Source organism: Streptomyces sp. NPDC002032 (genome assembly GCF_042890765.1).
GTDB lineage: Bacteria > Actinomycetota > Actinomycetes > Streptomycetales > Streptomycetaceae > Streptomyces.
On the sequence record NZ_JBIASM010000017.1, the window covers coordinates 108,981 to 123,578 of the forward strand.

The window sequence follows — 14,598 nt, forward strand, 5'->3', positions numbered from 1 at the left end:
CGTCGGCGGTCTCCGGGAGGCTCATTCCGGTAGCGGTTTCACCTGCCGGAGCCGGCGTCGAAGGCCTCTTCCTCCGTGCGCGGCCAGAACCGGCCTTCGAGGGCCTCGGCGCTGCGGTTGAGGCGGACCAGGACGTCCTCCAGTTCCCGGACCTCCTCGGGGGACCAGTCGGCGACCACCCGGGCCAGGCAGGCGCGGTTGACCTCACGGTCCCCGTGGAGCCGGCGCGCGCCCTCGGCGGTGATGCGCAGCTTGCGGGCCATGCCACCGTCGGGGTCCGCGACGCGTTCGGCCAGTCCGCAGCGCAGCAGCGCGGCCGTCTGGCGGTTCACGGTCGAGGTGTCGAGCCCGAAGGCTTCCGCCAACTGTCCGATGGACATGGGGCCCTGGGTGTCGATCCGGCTGAGCAGCAGGTACGCCGACCGCTCCAGGCGTGCGGGGTCGCGCTCGCGCAGGGCGAGCACCTGGTGCCGCGAGAGCAGCATGAGCTCCCGCTCCAGTTTCTCCAGCACGGTGCCTCCCCGTTCCGCCGACGCTCCAGTATCTCCGACCCGCGGCCGGGCGGGCCGCTGTAGTACGGGCGCTGCGATACGGGCGCTGCAATATGCATGATACATAACGTGTGTACTATGCACTTCTCGTTGCCACCCGACGAGCCACCGCCTCAATCCGGAGGATCCGCATGACCGTCACCACCTCCACCGCCTCCCGCGCGGCCGAGATCCTGTCCCGGCCCGTCACGCTGAACGGCCTGACCGTCCCCAACCGCATCGCGATGGCCCCGATGACGCGGATGTTCTCCCCCGACGGCGTGCCCGGCGAGGACGTGCAGGCCTACTACGCCAGCCGGGCCGCCGCGGGCGTGGGTCTGATCGTCACCGAGGGCACCTACGTCGGCCACCCGTCCGCCGGGCAGAGCGACCGGGTGCCGCGGTTCCACGGCGAGGACCAGCTGGCGGGGTGGGCGAAGGTCGCCGCGGCCGTGCACGAGGCGGGCGGCACGATCGTGCCCCAGCTGTGGCACATAGGCATGGTGCGCAACCAGGGCGAGGCCCCGTACGCCGAGGCACCCGCCGTCGGCCCCTCCGGCATCCGCGTCGACGGCACCGAGGGGACCGGCAAGGCGATGACCCGCGCCGACCTCGACGACGTCATCGGCGCGTTCGCCGACGCCGCCGCGGAGGCCGAGCGGATCGGCTTCGACGGCATCGAGCTGCACGGCGCCCACGGCTACCTGCTCGACCAGTTCCTGTGGGAGCGCACCAACCGCCGCACCGACGCCTACGGCGGCGACGCGGTCGCCCGGACGAAGTTCGCCGTGGAGATCGTGGCCGCGGTCCGCGAACGCGTCTCGGCCGGCTTCCCGGTGATCTTCCGCTACTCGCAGTGGAAGCAGGAGGCCTACGACGCCCGGCTCGCGCAGACCCCGGAGGAACTGGAGGCCATCCTGACGCCGCTGGCGGCGGCCGGCGTCGACGCGTTCCACGCCTCCACCCGCCGCTACTGGCTCCCGGAGTTCGAGGGCTCGGACCTGAACCTGGCGGGCTGGACCAAGAAGCTGACGGGCCGGCCGGCCATCACCGTCGGCTCGGTCGGCCTCGACGGCGACTTCATCCGCTCCTTCGCGGGCGAGGGGGCGGCGCTGGGCGACATCGACAACCTCCTGGACCGCATGGAGCGCGAGGAGTTCGACATGGTCGCCGTCGGCCGGGCGCTACTCCAGGACCCGCAGTGGGCGGCGAAGGTCCTCGGCAACCGCTTCGAGGAGCTGAAGCCGTACGACGCCTCCGCCCTCAAGTCGCTCAGCCACTAGGCGGTGTCCGGCGGCCCGGGGGCGGTCCGCTCCTGAGCGGTCGGCGCCATCAGTGGGGTTCGCCGCGACACCGGCGCACGGGGCCGCCCGCGCGCGGTGCGCGGATCCATCATGGCGTTGCCGGTCCGCTTCCGGTGGATCGTCGCCCGCCCGCCGGCCCGCTCGGGCACCCGTCCGCGGCAGCCGGCCCGAGCTCGATGGAGAGCCGAATGAACCGTGTGCGGATGCGCACCCTCTCGCTGGTCGTCCTCGCGGCTCTCGCCGCCGGCGCGACGGGGTGTTCCGACGGCAGCACCACCCCGTCCGACGTCGCCTCGAAAGCGGCGTCGGCCGTGCAGTCGGTCGGGGCGGACCTGGACTCGGCGGCGGCCGAGGCCAAGAAGAAGCTCGACGGCGTCAAGGACGGGGTGAACGCGAAGAACGAGGTGATCCTCGGCGCGGTCGAGCCGGACGCCGACGGGCGCAGCACCGTCCCCGTGACGGTGTCCAACACGGCCGCGGACAAGAAGTCCTTCGCCGTCCAGGTCAACTTCCGCGACGGCGGGGGCAACCTGCTCGACACCGTCGTCGTGACCGTCGCGGACGTGGCGCCCGGCGCGACCGGTGAGGGCACCGCCCGCAGCACCCGGAACCTCTCGGGCGACGTGAAGGCCGAGACCGGGACCGCCCTGCGCTACTGACGGCGCGCGCGTCGGTCCCGGCCCGGCCCGGCCTGGTCTGGCCGACGGCCGCCTCAGGCGGGGCCCTCGGCGGCGGGGGCGGTGGACGGCTCAGGAGCCGGTGCCGGCTCCGGCCCGGTCTGCGGCCCGGCCTGCGGTCCGGTGTCCGGCGCGGGCTGCGCCGGTGTTTGCGTCCCGTCCTCGGCCGGGGGCCCGTCGCCCGCGTAGGCGCGCAGGTAGCCGATCACCGTGTTGGCGACGGCGACCAGCGGTACGGCGACGACGGCGCCGCCGATCCCCGCGACCAGACCGCCGGTCGCGACGGACAGGACCACGGCCAGGGGGTGGACCCTGACCGCGCGCCCCAGGATGAAGGGCTGGAGGACGTGCCCTTCGATCTGCTGGACCAGGAGCACCACCAGCAGTGCCATGAGCGCGGTGAACGGGCCCTGGGTCACGAGGGCGACGACCACCGCGAGGGCCCCGGACACCACCGCGCCGACCAGCGGCACGAAGGACGCCAGGAAGATCACCACGCCGATGGGTACGGCGAGCGGGACCCCCAGGAAGTAGATGCCGACGCCGATGAAGAGCGCGTCGATCAGGGCGACGATCACCGTCCCGCGCACGTACGCGGTCAGCGTGCGCCAAGCCCTCGGACCGGCTCCGGCCACGCCCGGCCGGGCCACGGCCGGGACCAGCTTGAGCGTCCACTGCCAGATGCGCTTGCCGTCGTACAGCAGGAAGAGCGTGGAGAACATCGCCAGCAGCATGCCCGTGAGGATCTCCACCAGCACGGTCACGCCCTGGAGGCCCTTGGAGGTGATCTCGCTGGTGCTGGTGCCGATGGCATCGCTCAGGTTCTTCGCGACGTCGTTGATCTGTTGCTCGGTCACATGGAACGGGCTGTTGAGGAGCCCCTTCTTCAGTTCCTCGATGCCTTCCTGGAGGCGGCCCGAGAGGGTGTCGAGATTGTCGAGCACCTGCCAGACCACGAACCAGGCGGCCAGACCCAGCACGATGAACCCGCAGATCGCCGTCAACGCGGTGGCCAGCCCCTGGGACAGGCCGCGGCGGTGCAGCCGGGCGACCGTCGGCTGGAGCAGCGCGGTGACCAGGAGGGCGACGACGAAGGCGAGGACGACCAGCCGGACGGCGCCGATGACCCGCATCAGCACCCACAGCGTGGCCGCGAGCACCAGGAACCGCCAGCCCGCCTCGGCCGCCACCCGGATGCCCCAGGGCACCGCCGCGGCGGGATCGGGCGCGGCGGCGCGGGCGCGACGGGCCTGCGCCGCCCGCTCCTCCTCGGCGCTCTCGCCGTATTCCGCTTCGCGGCGCGCCTGGGCCTCGGCGCGCCGCTCGCCGAGCGCGGTCGCGCTCTCTTTCACGCGGTCGAGCCATCTGTGGATTCCTGGCATCGGGAACCTCCCTCCGGATTGCTGTCCTTCTGCCCTCGATCCGCTCCGTCAGCCGGTATCGCCCGGTCGGTTCGGGAGCGGGGCCGGGAGCCGGTCCGGGAGCGGGGCCGGGAGCGGGGCCGGCAGCGGGCTCCGGATCTGGTCGCGCCGGGGAAGCAGCAGCGGGGTTGCCAGGATCAGCAGACCCGCGGCCAGGAGGGCGGTACGCGGGCTGGTGGCGGCGGCGAGCAGCCCGGTGAGTGCGGTGAGGACGGCGATGGCGGCCTGCTGGCCGACGGACCAGGCCGTCAGGGTGCGGGCGATGAGGTGCCCGGGCGTGCGTTCGAGCCGGTAGGTGGCGAGCACCGGGGTGTACAGGCTCATGTTGACGATGATCGCCAGCTCGACCGCCATCACGGTGACGAGGCCGGCGACGCCGGGACCGACGAAGGCCAGGCCGATGAGCCAGACGGCGCGCAGGGTGCCCACCGTACGGAAGACCCGGTACCGGCCGTAGCGGGCCAGGACGCGGCGGGCCAGCCGGGAGCCGACGAGTCCGCCGAGGCAGGGGGCGGCGAAGGCGAGGGCGTACTGCCAGGGCGGGAAGCCGAGCCGGCTCAGGAGGAGCACCGCGAGGGGCGGTTCGGTGGCCATGATCAGGCCGGAGACGAGCATGTTGTTGAGGTAGAGCGCCCGCAGGCCGGGGTCGCCCGCGATGTGCCGCCAGCCGTCGAGGAGCGTGCCGGGCCGGGCCGGGCGCTCGCCGGCGGGCCTCGGTGCTTCTTCGCCGCCCCGGATCGCGGCGATGCCCAGCGCGGAGAGCAGGTAGCTGAGCGCGTCGGCCACCACCGTGGTGACCGGCCCGAACAGGCCGATCGCCGCGCCGCCCAGCGGTGGCCCGACCGCGATGGAGCTCCAGTTCGTGGACTCGAAGCGGGCGTTGGCCACGACCAGGTCGTCCGGCCGGACGAGGGCCTTGAGGTAGGCGCCGGAAGCCGCGTTGAAGCCGGTCTTGGCCGCGGCGACCACGGCTGAGATCACGAGCAGCTGGACGAAGCCGAGCAGGCCGAAGGCGTAGGCGGCGGGGATCGTCGCCATGGCCGCGAACCGGGTCAGGTCCATCACGATCATGACCGGACGCTTGCGCCGGAACTCCATCCACGGCGCGAGCGGCACCGCGAGCAGCGCGCCCACCGCGGGCCCCACCGCAGACAGCGCGGACACCTCGGAGGGGCCGGAGTGCAGCACCAGTACGGCGATCAGCGGCAGTGCCCCGAACCCCAGTCCTGAGCCGTACGCGCTGATCGCGTACGCCGCCCACAGCCAGCCGAACCGGCGGCCCAACGCTCTGCGGCCCGACGTTCTGCGGCCCAACGCTCTCCTGCCCCGCATGCCCAGCGCGCCCCTCGACGTCCCACCCGCACAACCGACCTTGACCGGAGAGAGCTAACCGAGCAGCACAACCGCAGGTCAAACAACCGCCCTGCCGTCCCGCCACAACCAGCGGTTGTTCTCTAAGGTGAGTCGGCATGGATCTCGAAGCTGTACGCACCTTCGCCGCCGTCGCGGAAGCGGGCCAGTTCCAGAAGGCCGCCGCCGACCTGTCGATCACCCAGCAAGCCGTCTCCAAGCGCATCGCCGCGCTGGAGCGCGCCCTCGGCGTGCGGCTGTTCACCCGCACGCCGCGCGGCGCCGAGCTCACCATCGACGGGCAGGCGTTCCTGCCCCACGCGCGTGATCTGCTGCGCGCCGCCGAGCGCGCGGTCGCGTCCGTGCGCGTCGGCCGCCGCCCGCTGCGCGTGGACGTGATCAACTCGCGGGGCGCGGCGTCCGGCCTGATGCGCGGCTTCCACCAGGCGCATCCCGAGATCGACCTCGACGTCCTGATGCTGCTCGACATCGAGACGGCCGTCGCCTCCCTGCGGTCCGGTGCGATCGACGCGACCTTCCGCGCCGTCGCCGCGCCCGGGCGGCCCCTTCCCGAGGACATCGAGTCCGTCCGGGTGCTCGACGAACCGCTCCAGCTCCTCACCGGCCCCGCCCACGCGCTGGCCGGCGCCCGGTCCCTGACGCCCGCCCGGCTGGTCGGGCACCGGATCTGGATGCCCGGCATCGTCCCCGGCAGCGAGTGGGCCGCCTATTACGAGGACCTCGTCGCCGCGTTCGGCCTCACCATCGAGGCGACCGGCCCCAACTTCGGCTCCGACGCGCTCCTCGACACCGTCGCCGACTCGCCGGCGCTGGCCACGTTCATGAGCGAGCACACCCGGCTCGTCTGGCCCGCCGGCCACGGCCTGCGCCGCATCCCGGTGACCGGCCCGACACCCGTCTACCCGCACTCGCTGCTGTGGCACCGCGACAACCCCCACCCGGCGCTGGCCGTCCTGCGCGCCCACCTCGCCGCCACGGCGGCCGGTGACACCCCCGGAACGTGGACACCGGACTGGGTGATCCCGCGCTGACCGGCGGCGCGGGCCGCGGTTACGGGCGCGGCAGCCCGGCGCCCGCGGCGGCCCGGCTCCGCAGCAGCTTCTTGTCCGGCTTGCCCGCGTCGGTCAACGGCAGCGCGTCGACGAAGTCGATGCGGGCGGGTTCGTACATGGCGCCCTTGCGCTCGCGCGCCAGGTTCCGCAGCTCCTCCTCGTCGACGTCGCCGCCCGGTACGCGGACGACGACCGCCTGGACGCGCTCCATGAGGTTCGCGTCGGGGACCGCGAACACCGCGCTCTGCCGGACCTGCGGATGGGAGTTGAGCACGTCCTCCAGCTCCACCGTGTACACGTGGCCGCCGACCACGACGATCATGTCCTTGATCCGGTCCACGATGGTCAGGTAGCCGTCGGCGTCCACGCATCCGATGTCGCCGGTGTGGAGCCAGCCGTCCCGCAGGACCTCGGCGGTGAGCTCGGGCTGCTTCCAGTAACCCTTCATCACCTGCGGGGAGCGGACGCAGATCTCGCCGTGCTCCCCGGCGGGCAGGTGCCGGCCGGCGGCGTCGCGGACGGCGACCTCGACGCCCGGCATGACCTTTCCGGCGGTGCGCAGCAGCTCGGGGCGGCGCGGATCGTGGTCCTCGGGGGAGAGCACGCTGATCCCGCCCGCTTCGTTCTGTCCGTAGAACTGGTTCAGTACGGGGCCGAAGCGGCGGACCGCCTCCGCGAGGCGGGCCGGCGAGGAGGCGCAGCCCCCGTAGGTGAGCAGGCGCAGGCTGGCGGTGTCGGTGCGGTCGACGGCGGGGTGGTCCAGCAGCTGGTAGAGGAGCGGCGGCAGCAGGAACATGTGGCTGATGCGCTCGCGCGCGATGGCGGCGAGCACGGCGCCCGCTTCGAACTCGCCCATCAGGACGACGGTGCCGCCGTGGGACAGGGCGGCGTCCGCCATGAGGCCCGCCGCGTGCGCGAGGGTGGTGCACACCAGGGCCCTGACCTGCCCCTCCTCGGACCAGTCCGGTCCGTTCTGCGTCCCCTGCCCGAAGGTGGTGCAGATGGCCTTGGGGTGACCGGTGGTCCCGCCGGTGTGGCGGATGGTGCAGACGTCCTGCGGCCGCGCCGCACCCGACAGGACGTCCGCGGACTCCCGGGCGGCGAGGGCCGCCAGGTCCCGGTCCGGATCCGGGCTCATGTCCGTGTCCGCGCCCGCGTCCGGGCCCATGTCCGCGCCCGCGCCCGCGCCCGCGTCCGTGCCCGCGCCCGCGTTCGCGCCGAGGAACAGGACCCGTTCGAGCGGCACCCGCCGGGCCAGATCGGCGGCGCGCTCGCGGTAGGCGGGGTCGACGATCAGCGTCCGGGTCTCGACGTCCCGGAGGATGTCGGCGTGCACGTCGGCCGAGAGTCCGGCGTAGAGGTGGTTCACCGCGCAGCCGAGCAGTCCGGCGGCGTAGCGGGCCGCGATCGTCTCCGGGAGATTGCCGGAGAGCAGGGTGACCGTCTGACCGCGCCGCACCCCGTCGTTGCGCAGGGCCCGGGCCATGCCGTAGACGAGGCCGCGCAGTTCACCCGCGCTCACGCGCCGGTCCCCGTGGACCACGGCCTCGCGGCCCGGCTCTTCTCCCAGCCCGTCGAGGATGCACTCCACGTGGCTGCGGAAGTGTGCGGTGTCGTCGTACATACCTGTCCCATTGGTTGACTTGAGCAACTAGTTCGACCCTAGCGGCCAGTGATCCACAAGCCCAACCGGGCCGCCGACATCCAGCCACCGCCCCCACGCCCCCGACCGCCCCCCGCCGGCCCGCCCCCGCATCGGACCGCGCGGCCCCGCCGCGACCGGGAGCCGACGGACCGGCGGCCAACTGCGCGTCAAAGTGGCCGAATCGGGATCGAACGCCAACCGCGTCCGCTGCGTAGCCCCGCCCGCGCCGGGTAGGCGCGCGGCACTGCCCGCGAGTCGAGGAGGACGCAGCATGTCGGCCTGGACCGTCCCCGCGTACGGAGCACTGCCCGAAGGCGACACCCTGCTCGCCGGCCGCTACCGGCTCCGGTCGGCCATAGGGGCCGGCGGTACGGCGGACGTGTTCCGCGGCATCGACGAGGTGCTGGAGCGCGAGGTGGCGGTGAAGGTGTTCCGGCCCGACGCGGACACGGTCACCGCGGACACGTTCTGCGACGAGGCACGCATCCTGGCCCAGTTGTCGCATCCCGCCCTCGTCACGGTCTACGACGCCGGGCGCCATGAGCAGGGGGCGTTCATGGTGACGGAGCTGATCCGGGGCATGACGCTGCACACCCGCATAGGCGCCGGTCCCCTCGGCCCCGTTCAGGTCGTACGGATCGGCGCCGACATCGCCTCGGCGCTCGACCACGTACACGCGCGCGGCATCGTCCACCACGACGTCAAACCGTCCAACATCCTCTTGAACGAGAGCGGCTCCCCGCGCCTGGCGGACTTCGGGCTGTCGCGGCGGGTGCACGGCCGGCCCGACCGGGAGCCCGGGACACTCGTCGGCACGCCCGCCTACATGCCCCCCGAGCAGCTGCTGGGCGGACCCGCGAGCACGGCGGGCGACGTCTACGCCCTGGGGCTGACCCTGCTCGAAGCCCTCACCGGGCGCCGCGAGTACGGGGGCACGCCCGTGGAAGCGGGCACCGCCTGCCTCCTGCACCCGCCCCGGATACCCGACGGCCTGCCGGACGGCCTCGGCCGGCTGCTCGGCGCGATGACCGACCCGGAGCCCCGTGCCCGGCCCGACGCCGCGCGCGTGCACCAGCGTCTGCGCGACCTCACGATCACGCGTGCGCCGGCCACGAGGCGCGCCACCGGGACGGCCGGGCCGCTCCCCACCGTGGCGTCGGCGGACGCCGTCGCCCCCACACACCGCTCCGTGCGGCCCCGGCCGGCCTCGGCTCCCTCGGGCGGGCACGCCGCGGGCCGCCGCCGTGCGGGCGCGTGGGGCCTGGCGGCGGCGAGCGTCGCCGGCGCGTGCACCCTGCTGATGGGGGGCGTCCCGAGCGGGGTGACGGCGTCTCCCGCCGCCACGCACGAACAGACCCTGGCCCCGAGGAAGGCGGAGGGCTCGGCTCCTCGGCTCACCGCCCGCCCCGTCGGCGTCCCGGGTCAGAGGGTCGAGCCGGCCATGATCTCCCGGACCTCCTGAGCACAGCGGCACGCGGCGGCGAACTTGGCCGCCCACTCCAGCGCCGCCTCACGTGAGGGCACGTCGATGATCGAGAACCCGCCGAGCACCGCCTTGGTCTCCGGGTACGGGCCCTCGGCGACGGTCCCGTCGGTGGCGACGATGCTCGCCCGCTGGCTCGGCAGTCCCCCGCCGAAGACCCACACGGCCGCGTCCTGGGCCTCGCGCACCACCGCCTGCGCGGCTTCGGCCACCGCGGGCAACTCCTCCTCGGGGAAGGTCATCGCGCCGTCGTCGAACGAGATCAGGTACCGCGGCATACGTGCCTCCGTGGACGGGCGGCCGCCTTCTCGGCCGCCGCCCACCCTACGGCGCTCACCTCCCCGGCCCGGACGGCTCGCGGGAAAGGCGGTGCGGAACGCGGCGCCCGCTTCCGGGAAAGACGGGCCGCCGGCGGCTGCGGATTCCCTTCGGAAAGGCACGCGTCAGACGTTTGGCAAGGAAGATTCCGTTAATAAGCCCTATTGGCAGCAAGGATTCGAGGGAGGCGTCATGGGCATTTTGGCTTGGATACTGATCGGTCTGTTCGCGGGGATCATCGCGAAGATGCTGATGCCGGGTAAGGACCCGGGCGGCCTCATCATCACCATGTTCATCGGTATCGCCGGGGGTCTGCTCGGCGGGTGGCTCGGAAAGGTCATTTTCGGAGTCGATTCCATCGACGGGTTCTTCGACCTCTCCACGTGGATCGCCGCCATTGTCGGTTCCATGATCCTTCTCGCCCTCTACCGCCTGGTCACCGGCGGCCGGCGCTCGCACCGGCACGCCTGAGCCGCGCGCGCCCGCTCGGGCCGGATACGGAAAACGGCTCCCCCGCGATGGCGGGGGAGCCGTTTTCCGTATCCGGCCCGAGCGGAGCCGACCGCTTCGTCAGCCGCGCGTGCGGCGCCGGTAGTAGTGCACGGTCACGACGCCCAGCAGCGGGCCCCACGCCACGAGCGGCACGTAGCAGATGTTCATCAGCCACTCGCCCCAGGGCGTGATCGCCATCTCGCCGTGCAGCGTCGTCCAGACGAAGAGGACGCCGTAGACGGTGCAGGCGACAGCGCCCAGCGCCGCCGGCACGACCGCGGCGGCCACGGGGACGCGGCGGCCCCCCAGGCGCGGGATCCAGCGCGGCCACACCTCGCCCCACTGCCGTACCAGTCCCAGCGTCAGCCAGGCGAGCGCCTCCTGCACCGCGCAGAGCAACGGCAGGATGAGGTAACCCCACCCGGGGATGAGCATCGCGTCGTACTCGGACGCGCCGAGCCCCAGCGGGACACCGACCACCACGGCGAGCCGCCACAGCGCGGACGGCAGGGACACCCACACCGCCGCCGACGCCGCGCGCCGGGCCCACGCGGGGACGGCCGGAGCACTCATGAGCGGTGCGGGGGCGAGCGTCGGGGCGGTGGTGGTGGACACGGGGCAGCTCCTCTGGTGCGGGCTCGTGCGGGCTCGTTGCGACACCCCAGAGGCTGTCAGGCCGCGGGGTGGGGCCACATCCGCCCGCCGGGGCAGGACCGGGTCCGTCCCGGGGCACACGCGCGCGGAGCGGGGTCAGACTTCAGGATCGGTATCCGGCTTGATCCGCAGCCCGGTTGGGGATGTTCGACGGCGCGCGGACGTGTATGGGCGGCGTCGGCCGTCCGCTCGTTCCCGGTTGATCGTCCGTCGGTGGGGTAGCGGAGCGGCATGGCACCCGAGAACGCTTCCGCGCCCGCGCCTGCGCCCGCGCCCGCCCGGTACGTACAGCCCGAGATCGACGTCGCCGCGCTGACTGCGGTGCTCGACGGGGAGTACGCCGGGATCCGCGACCTCGTCCGCGGCAACCTGACGACGTACGCCTCCATCCTCGACGAGGCCGACGAGCTCGGCATCGACGCGTTCCGCGAGCGGGTGCGGGAGATCGTCGTCAAGATGGCCGCGACCGGCCAGACCGGCATGGGCTTTCCCGCCGAGTACGGCGGGGGCGGCGACGTCGGGGCCTCGATCGCCGCGTTCGAGACGCTGGCCTTCGGGGACCTGTCGGTGCTGGTGAAGACCGGCGTGCAGTTCGGGCTCTTTGGCGGCGCGATCCTGCACCTGGGCACCCGGCGCCACCACGAGGCCCACCTCCCGGCGCTGATCACCGGGGAGCTCATGGGCTGCTTCGCGATGACCGAGACCGGGCACGGCTCCAACGTCCAGGCGCTCGGTACGGTCGCGACGTACGACCCCGCGAGCCGGGAGTTCGTCATCACCACCCCCGACGACCAGGCCCGCAAGGACTACATCGGCAACGCGGCCCGTCACGCCGAACTGGCGGTCGTCTTCGCCCAGCTGGACGTGGGCGGCCGGTCGCGGGGCGTGCACGCCTTCGTGGTGCCGCTGCGGGCCGGCGGGAAGCCGGCGCCCGGCGTCCGGATCGAGGACGACGGCCGCAAGATGGGGCTCAACGGCGTGGACAACGGCCGCATCTGGTTCGACGGGGTGCGGGTGCCGCGCGAGGCCCTGCTCAACAGGTTCGCCGACGTCACGCCCGAGGGCGGCTACGAGAGCGCGATCGAGAACCCCGACCGGCGCTTCTTCACCATGCTCGGCACCCTGGTGCAGGGCCGGGTCAGCGTCGCCGGCGCCGGTGTCGGCGTCGCCAAGGTCGCGCTGACGGTCGCCACGAAGTACGCGGTACGGCGGCGGCAGTTCGGGGCCGCCGCCGGCTCCGGGGAGCAGGTGCTCCTCGACTACGGCCTGCACCAGCGGCGCCTGCTGCCGCTCATCGCCCGGACGTACGCCCTGCACGCGGCGCAGGACGTCGTACGCACCCAGTTGCACGAGGTCTTCTCCGGCCCCGGGGACGACGCGCGGGCCCGGCGCCGGCTCGAAGCGCGGGCGGCGGGCATCAAGGCGGTGGCCACCTGGCACGCCACCCGGGTCGTCCAGGAGTGCCGCGAGGCGTGCGGCGGCGCCGGCTATCTCGCCGTCAACCGGTTCGCCGCCCTGAAGAGCGACAGCGACGTCTTCACCACCTTCGAGGGGGACAACCACGTCCTGCTCCAGCTCGTGGCCAAGGGGCTGCTCACCGATCACGCGAGCGAGTTCGAGGACCTCGACCAGCTGGGCACGGTCCGCTACGTCACCGGCCTGGCCGTCGATACGGTGATCGAGCGGACGGCGGCGCACAAACTCCTCGAACGGGTACGCGACCTGCTGCCGGGCGGCGACGACTGGGACCGGGAGGCCGGCCTGCTCGACCCGGAGTACCAGCTGGCCATGTTCCGCTTCCGCGAGGAGCACATGCTCGCCGGGCTGGCCCGGCGGATCAAGCGCGGGACCGACCAGGAGCGCGACGCGGGCGCCGTGTTCTCGCAGGTGCAGGACCACGTCATCGCGCTCGCGCGGGCGCACGTCGAGCGGCTGGTCGCGGAGGCCTTCGTGGACCAGGTGCGCGCGGTGCCGGAAGGGGGTGAGCGGGCGGCGCTGTCCTTGCTGTGCGACCTCTTCGCGCTGTCGGCGATCGAGGCGGACCGGGCCTGGTTCATGGAGCACGGGCGGCTGACCGTCCAGCGGTCCAAGGCGATCAGCCGTGAGGTGAACGACCTCTGCCGCAAGGTGCGTCCGCTCGCCGTCGACCTCGTCGATGCGTGGGGCGTCCCGTCCGCCGTACTGCGGGCGCCGGACCTGGTGGGCTGACCCCGGGGGCGCCGGGGGCCCCGGGGGCGCCGTCCCCGGGCGGCGGACGGCGCCCCGGCCGGTGGTGCGCAGACGGCCGGGGCGGTTCAGGTCACGAGGCGGCGACGAGGGCACCGAGGACCATGCCGCCGGCAGGCACCCGTGACCTACCGTCCGGCGAATCGTTTATGCAGCTGTCGCATCACGCATACACCGACCGCGTCCCCCGCGGAGTGCGCGACACCCCCGGGGTCCGGGAGCGGCATCACGCGGCTGCTCCCGGGCCTCAGCCCGTACTGCCCGCCGTCGCGTCCGCCAGGGCCAGGTCTTCTCCGCCCAGCCAGGTCAGTACGGCACCCTGCTCGCGGGCGGCGCTCTCCACCGACGTCCGCAGCCGGAACAGGCACAGCAGCAGGGCCTGGAGGGAGTCCACGCCGTGGACGGGTACGACCCCGGCGGGGCCGAGGCCCTCGACGTGGCCGGGGCAGGTCCAGTCGATGCCCTCCTCGGCGCCCGGGTGGGGCCGCCCCACCCGCAGGACCACCTCCCGGATCCGCCCGTCGGGCGTACGGGCCTCCAGCCTGCGCTCGGCCACCACCTCGCCGAGCTCCGCTTCCACCGTCATCCGCTGCTCCCTCCGCGAACCTCCGGCCGGGAGCGGTCAGGCGTAGCGGCAGACCGTGATGCCCGCGGCGGCGCCGCATCCCATCCTGGTGTAGTTCTTCTGGACCATGTTCCAGTAGTGGCCCCAGTTCCGGTAGCCGGGATCGTCCGTGTTCCAGTTCGGGCCGGCCGCGTCGTAGGCGGCCTTTTCCCCGGCCCACTGCGCCACGGCCTGAGAGGGCCCGGTGCCCGATATGTTCTCGGCGCCGTCGTTGAAGCCCTCGTCGTGCCTGAGGCTGCCGCCGGCGAGGGAAGCGGGGTTGTCGGCCCACGCCTGCGCGCCGGAGGCGAAGGCCCCGTCCCAGGCGAGGGGCGGCGCGCCCTCGCTCTGGCGTATCGCGTTCGTGTCGTTCAGCAGGGCCGCCTGCTCGGCGGGGCTGACCTCTGCGGGGAGGCCGGCCGAGAAGGCGACGGACGCCGTCGGGCCCGCGCCCAGCATCGTCCCTGCGGCCATCAGCGCCGCCGCCATGGTCACCGTCCGGCGGCGCGTACGAGCGAGCTTCGTCATGGCGACTCCCAGGTCGCACGGGTACTGCGGAGAGCCGGCGCGTATCACGGGTGCCGGCGGCCCGCCCCCTACGGCCAGCGTAGGTCCGGCTGCCGGGAGCGGCGACCGGCGCCCCGCCGACCGCGGGGGACGCGGGCCGGGGCGCATCCGGTCAGGCCGTGCGGGGCGAAGCAGGGGCAACAGTGGTGGCGGCCCAGCCCCCGGGGGGATCCGGGGACGGAGGCAGGGTGCGGAATCCCTTGATGGGTGTATATCTTGATGTTCAAGATATACACCCATCAAGGAACCTGCAC

14 protein-coding genes are annotated in these 14,598 nt (G+C 73.4%); 6 read left to right on the forward strand and 8 right to left on the reverse strand.

The annotated features are described in order from the left end of the window. Positions 1 to 38: 38 nt before the first annotated feature. Positions 39 to 485 carry a MarR family transcriptional regulator gene (locus ACFYYT_RS29940; RefSeq protein ID WP_351822928.1) on the reverse strand — a complete coding sequence of 149 codons (447 nt, stop codon included), beginning with the start codon at positions 483 to 485 and terminating at the stop codon, positions 39 to 41. Positions 486 to 682: 197 nt separating this feature from the next. Here ACFYYT_RS29940 and ACFYYT_RS29945 point away from each other — a divergent pair, with 197 nt between their 5' ends. After that, positions 683 to 1,813, forward strand: a complete 1,131-nt coding sequence (locus ACFYYT_RS29945; protein ID WP_351822837.1) for an NADH:flavin oxidoreductase — start codon at positions 683 to 685, stop codon at positions 1,811 to 1,813. A gap of 209 nt (positions 1,814 to 2,022) precedes the next feature. After that, positions 2,023 to 2,493: a hypothetical protein gene (locus tag ACFYYT_RS29950; protein WP_351822840.1), complete on the forward strand. Its 471-nt coding sequence runs from the start codon at positions 2,023 to 2,025 to the stop codon at positions 2,491 to 2,493. A gap of 53 nt (positions 2,494 to 2,546) precedes the next feature. Here ACFYYT_RS29950 and ACFYYT_RS29955 read toward each other — a convergent pair whose 3' ends face one another. Together ACFYYT_RS29955 and ACFYYT_RS29960 are read right to left on the reverse strand one after the other, a co-directional pair. After that, positions 2,547 to 3,893, reverse strand: a complete 1,347-nt coding sequence (locus ACFYYT_RS29955) for an AI-2E family transporter (RefSeq protein WP_351822843.1) — start codon at positions 3,891 to 3,893, stop codon at positions 2,547 to 2,549. 48 nt (positions 3,894 to 3,941) lie between these two features. Next, a complete protein-coding gene (locus ACFYYT_RS29960; RefSeq protein ID WP_388609893.1) occupies positions 3,942 to 5,264 on the reverse strand; it encodes an MFS transporter in 1,323 nt (440 codons plus the stop codon). A gap of 137 nt (positions 5,265 to 5,401) precedes the next feature. Between ACFYYT_RS29960 and ACFYYT_RS29965 the strand changes: the two genes are divergently transcribed. After that, positions 5,402 to 6,334 carry a LysR family transcriptional regulator gene (locus ACFYYT_RS29965; protein ID WP_351822849.1) on the forward strand — a complete coding sequence of 311 codons (933 nt, stop codon included), beginning with the start codon at positions 5,402 to 5,404 and terminating at the stop codon, positions 6,332 to 6,334. A 19-nt stretch (positions 6,335 to 6,353) separates the two neighbouring features. Here ACFYYT_RS29965 and ACFYYT_RS29970 read toward each other — a convergent pair whose 3' ends face one another. Then, positions 6,354 to 7,979, reverse strand: coding sequence for an AMP-binding protein (locus ACFYYT_RS29970; RefSeq protein WP_351822850.1), 1,626 nt, complete (start codon positions 7,977 to 7,979; stop codon positions 6,354 to 6,356). Positions 7,980 to 8,271: 292 nt separating this feature from the next. On the opposite strand from ACFYYT_RS29970, the gene ACFYYT_RS29975 reads away from it, so the two are divergent. Further along, the gene (locus ACFYYT_RS29975) at positions 8,272 to 9,462 is read left to right on the forward strand and encodes a protein kinase (RefSeq protein WP_351822853.1); all 1,191 of its coding nucleotides are present in this window, start codon (positions 8,272 to 8,274) and stop codon (positions 9,460 to 9,462) included. Here ACFYYT_RS29975 and ACFYYT_RS29980 read toward each other — a convergent pair. Beyond that, positions 9,423 to 9,761 (reverse strand): YciI family protein, encoded by a 339-nt coding sequence (locus ACFYYT_RS29980; RefSeq protein ID WP_351822856.1) that lies wholly within the window; start codon positions 9,759 to 9,761, stop codon positions 9,423 to 9,425. The two genes, ACFYYT_RS29975 and ACFYYT_RS29980, sit on opposite strands and share 40 nt — an antisense overlap. Positions 9,762 to 9,993: 232 nt before the next feature. Here ACFYYT_RS29980 and ACFYYT_RS29985 point away from each other — a divergent pair, with 232 nt between their 5' ends. Further along, positions 9,994 to 10,272, forward strand: a complete 279-nt coding sequence (locus tag ACFYYT_RS29985; RefSeq protein WP_351822931.1) for a GlsB/YeaQ/YmgE family stress response membrane protein — start codon at positions 9,994 to 9,996, stop codon at positions 10,270 to 10,272. A 99-nt stretch (positions 10,273 to 10,371) separates the two neighbouring features. On the opposite strand, the gene ACFYYT_RS29990 is transcribed toward ACFYYT_RS29985, so the two are convergent. Further along, on the reverse strand, positions 10,372 to 10,866 hold the full coding sequence (locus ACFYYT_RS29990; RefSeq protein ID WP_351822934.1) for a hypothetical protein: 495 nt from the start codon (positions 10,864 to 10,866) through the stop codon (positions 10,372 to 10,374). A 312-nt stretch (positions 10,867 to 11,178) separates the two neighbouring features. Between ACFYYT_RS29990 and ACFYYT_RS29995 the strand changes: the two genes are divergently transcribed. Then, complete coding sequence (locus ACFYYT_RS29995) at positions 11,179 to 13,155, forward strand: acyl-CoA dehydrogenase (RefSeq protein ID WP_351822859.1); 1,977 nt, start codon at positions 11,179 to 11,181, stop codon at positions 13,153 to 13,155. A gap of 265 nt (positions 13,156 to 13,420) precedes the next feature. On the opposite strand, the gene ACFYYT_RS30000 is transcribed toward ACFYYT_RS29995, so the two are convergent. Together ACFYYT_RS30000 and ACFYYT_RS30005 are read right to left on the reverse strand one after the other, a co-directional pair. Next, positions 13,421 to 13,759, reverse strand: coding sequence for a DUF6968 family protein (locus tag ACFYYT_RS30000; RefSeq protein WP_351822862.1), 339 nt, complete (start codon positions 13,757 to 13,759; stop codon positions 13,421 to 13,423). 36 nt (positions 13,760 to 13,795) lie between these two features. Further along, positions 13,796 to 14,305, reverse strand: a complete 510-nt coding sequence (locus ACFYYT_RS30005; protein WP_351822865.1) for a CAP domain-containing protein — start codon at positions 14,303 to 14,305, stop codon at positions 13,796 to 13,798. Between the last annotated feature and the right edge of the window lie 293 nt (positions 14,306 to 14,598).

What these genes read in the sequence shown, in the direction of transcription:
- ACFYYT_RS29940 (WP_351822928.1), bottom strand. Translation starts at nt 485, where the DNA reads ATGCTGCTCTCGCGGCACCAGGTGCTCGCCCTGCGCGAGCGCGACCCC.
- ACFYYT_RS29945 (WP_351822837.1), top strand. Translation starts at nt 683, where the DNA reads ATGACCGTCACCACCTCCACCGCCTCCCGCGCGGCCGAGATCCTGTCC.
- ACFYYT_RS29950 (WP_351822840.1), top strand. Translation starts at nt 2,023, where the DNA reads ATGAACCGTGTGCGGATGCGCACCCTCTCGCTGGTCGTCCTCGCGGCT.
- ACFYYT_RS29955 (WP_351822843.1), bottom strand. Translation starts at nt 3,893, where the DNA reads ATGCCAGGAATCCACAGATGGCTCGACCGCGTGAAAGAGAGCGCGACC.
- ACFYYT_RS29960 (WP_388609893.1), bottom strand. Translation starts at nt 5,264, where the DNA reads ATGCGGGGCAGGAGAGCGTTGGGCCGCAGAACGTCGGGCCGCAGAGCG.
- ACFYYT_RS29965 (WP_351822849.1), top strand. Translation starts at nt 5,402, where the DNA reads ATGGATCTCGAAGCTGTACGCACCTTCGCCGCCGTCGCGGAAGCGGGC.
- ACFYYT_RS29970 (WP_351822850.1), bottom strand. Translation starts at nt 7,979, where the DNA reads ATGTACGACGACACCGCACACTTCCGCAGCCACGTGGAGTGCATCCTC.
- ACFYYT_RS29975 (WP_351822853.1), top strand. Translation starts at nt 8,272, where the DNA reads ATGTCGGCCTGGACCGTCCCCGCGTACGGAGCACTGCCCGAAGGCGAC.
- ACFYYT_RS29980 (WP_351822856.1), bottom strand. Translation starts at nt 9,761, where the DNA reads ATGCCGCGGTACCTGATCTCGTTCGACGACGGCGCGATGACCTTCCCC.
- ACFYYT_RS29985 (WP_351822931.1), top strand. Translation starts at nt 9,994, where the DNA reads ATGGGCATTTTGGCTTGGATACTGATCGGTCTGTTCGCGGGGATCATC.
- ACFYYT_RS29990 (WP_351822934.1), bottom strand. Translation starts at nt 10,866, where the DNA reads ATGAGTGCTCCGGCCGTCCCCGCGTGGGCCCGGCGCGCGGCGTCGGCG.
- ACFYYT_RS29995 (WP_351822859.1), top strand. Translation starts at nt 11,179, where the DNA reads ATGGCACCCGAGAACGCTTCCGCGCCCGCGCCTGCGCCCGCGCCCGCC.
- ACFYYT_RS30000 (WP_351822862.1), bottom strand. Translation starts at nt 13,759, where the DNA reads ATGACGGTGGAAGCGGAGCTCGGCGAGGTGGTGGCCGAGCGCAGGCTG.
- ACFYYT_RS30005 (WP_351822865.1), bottom strand. Translation starts at nt 14,305, where the DNA reads ATGACGAAGCTCGCTCGTACGCGCCGCCGGACGGTGACCATGGCGGCG.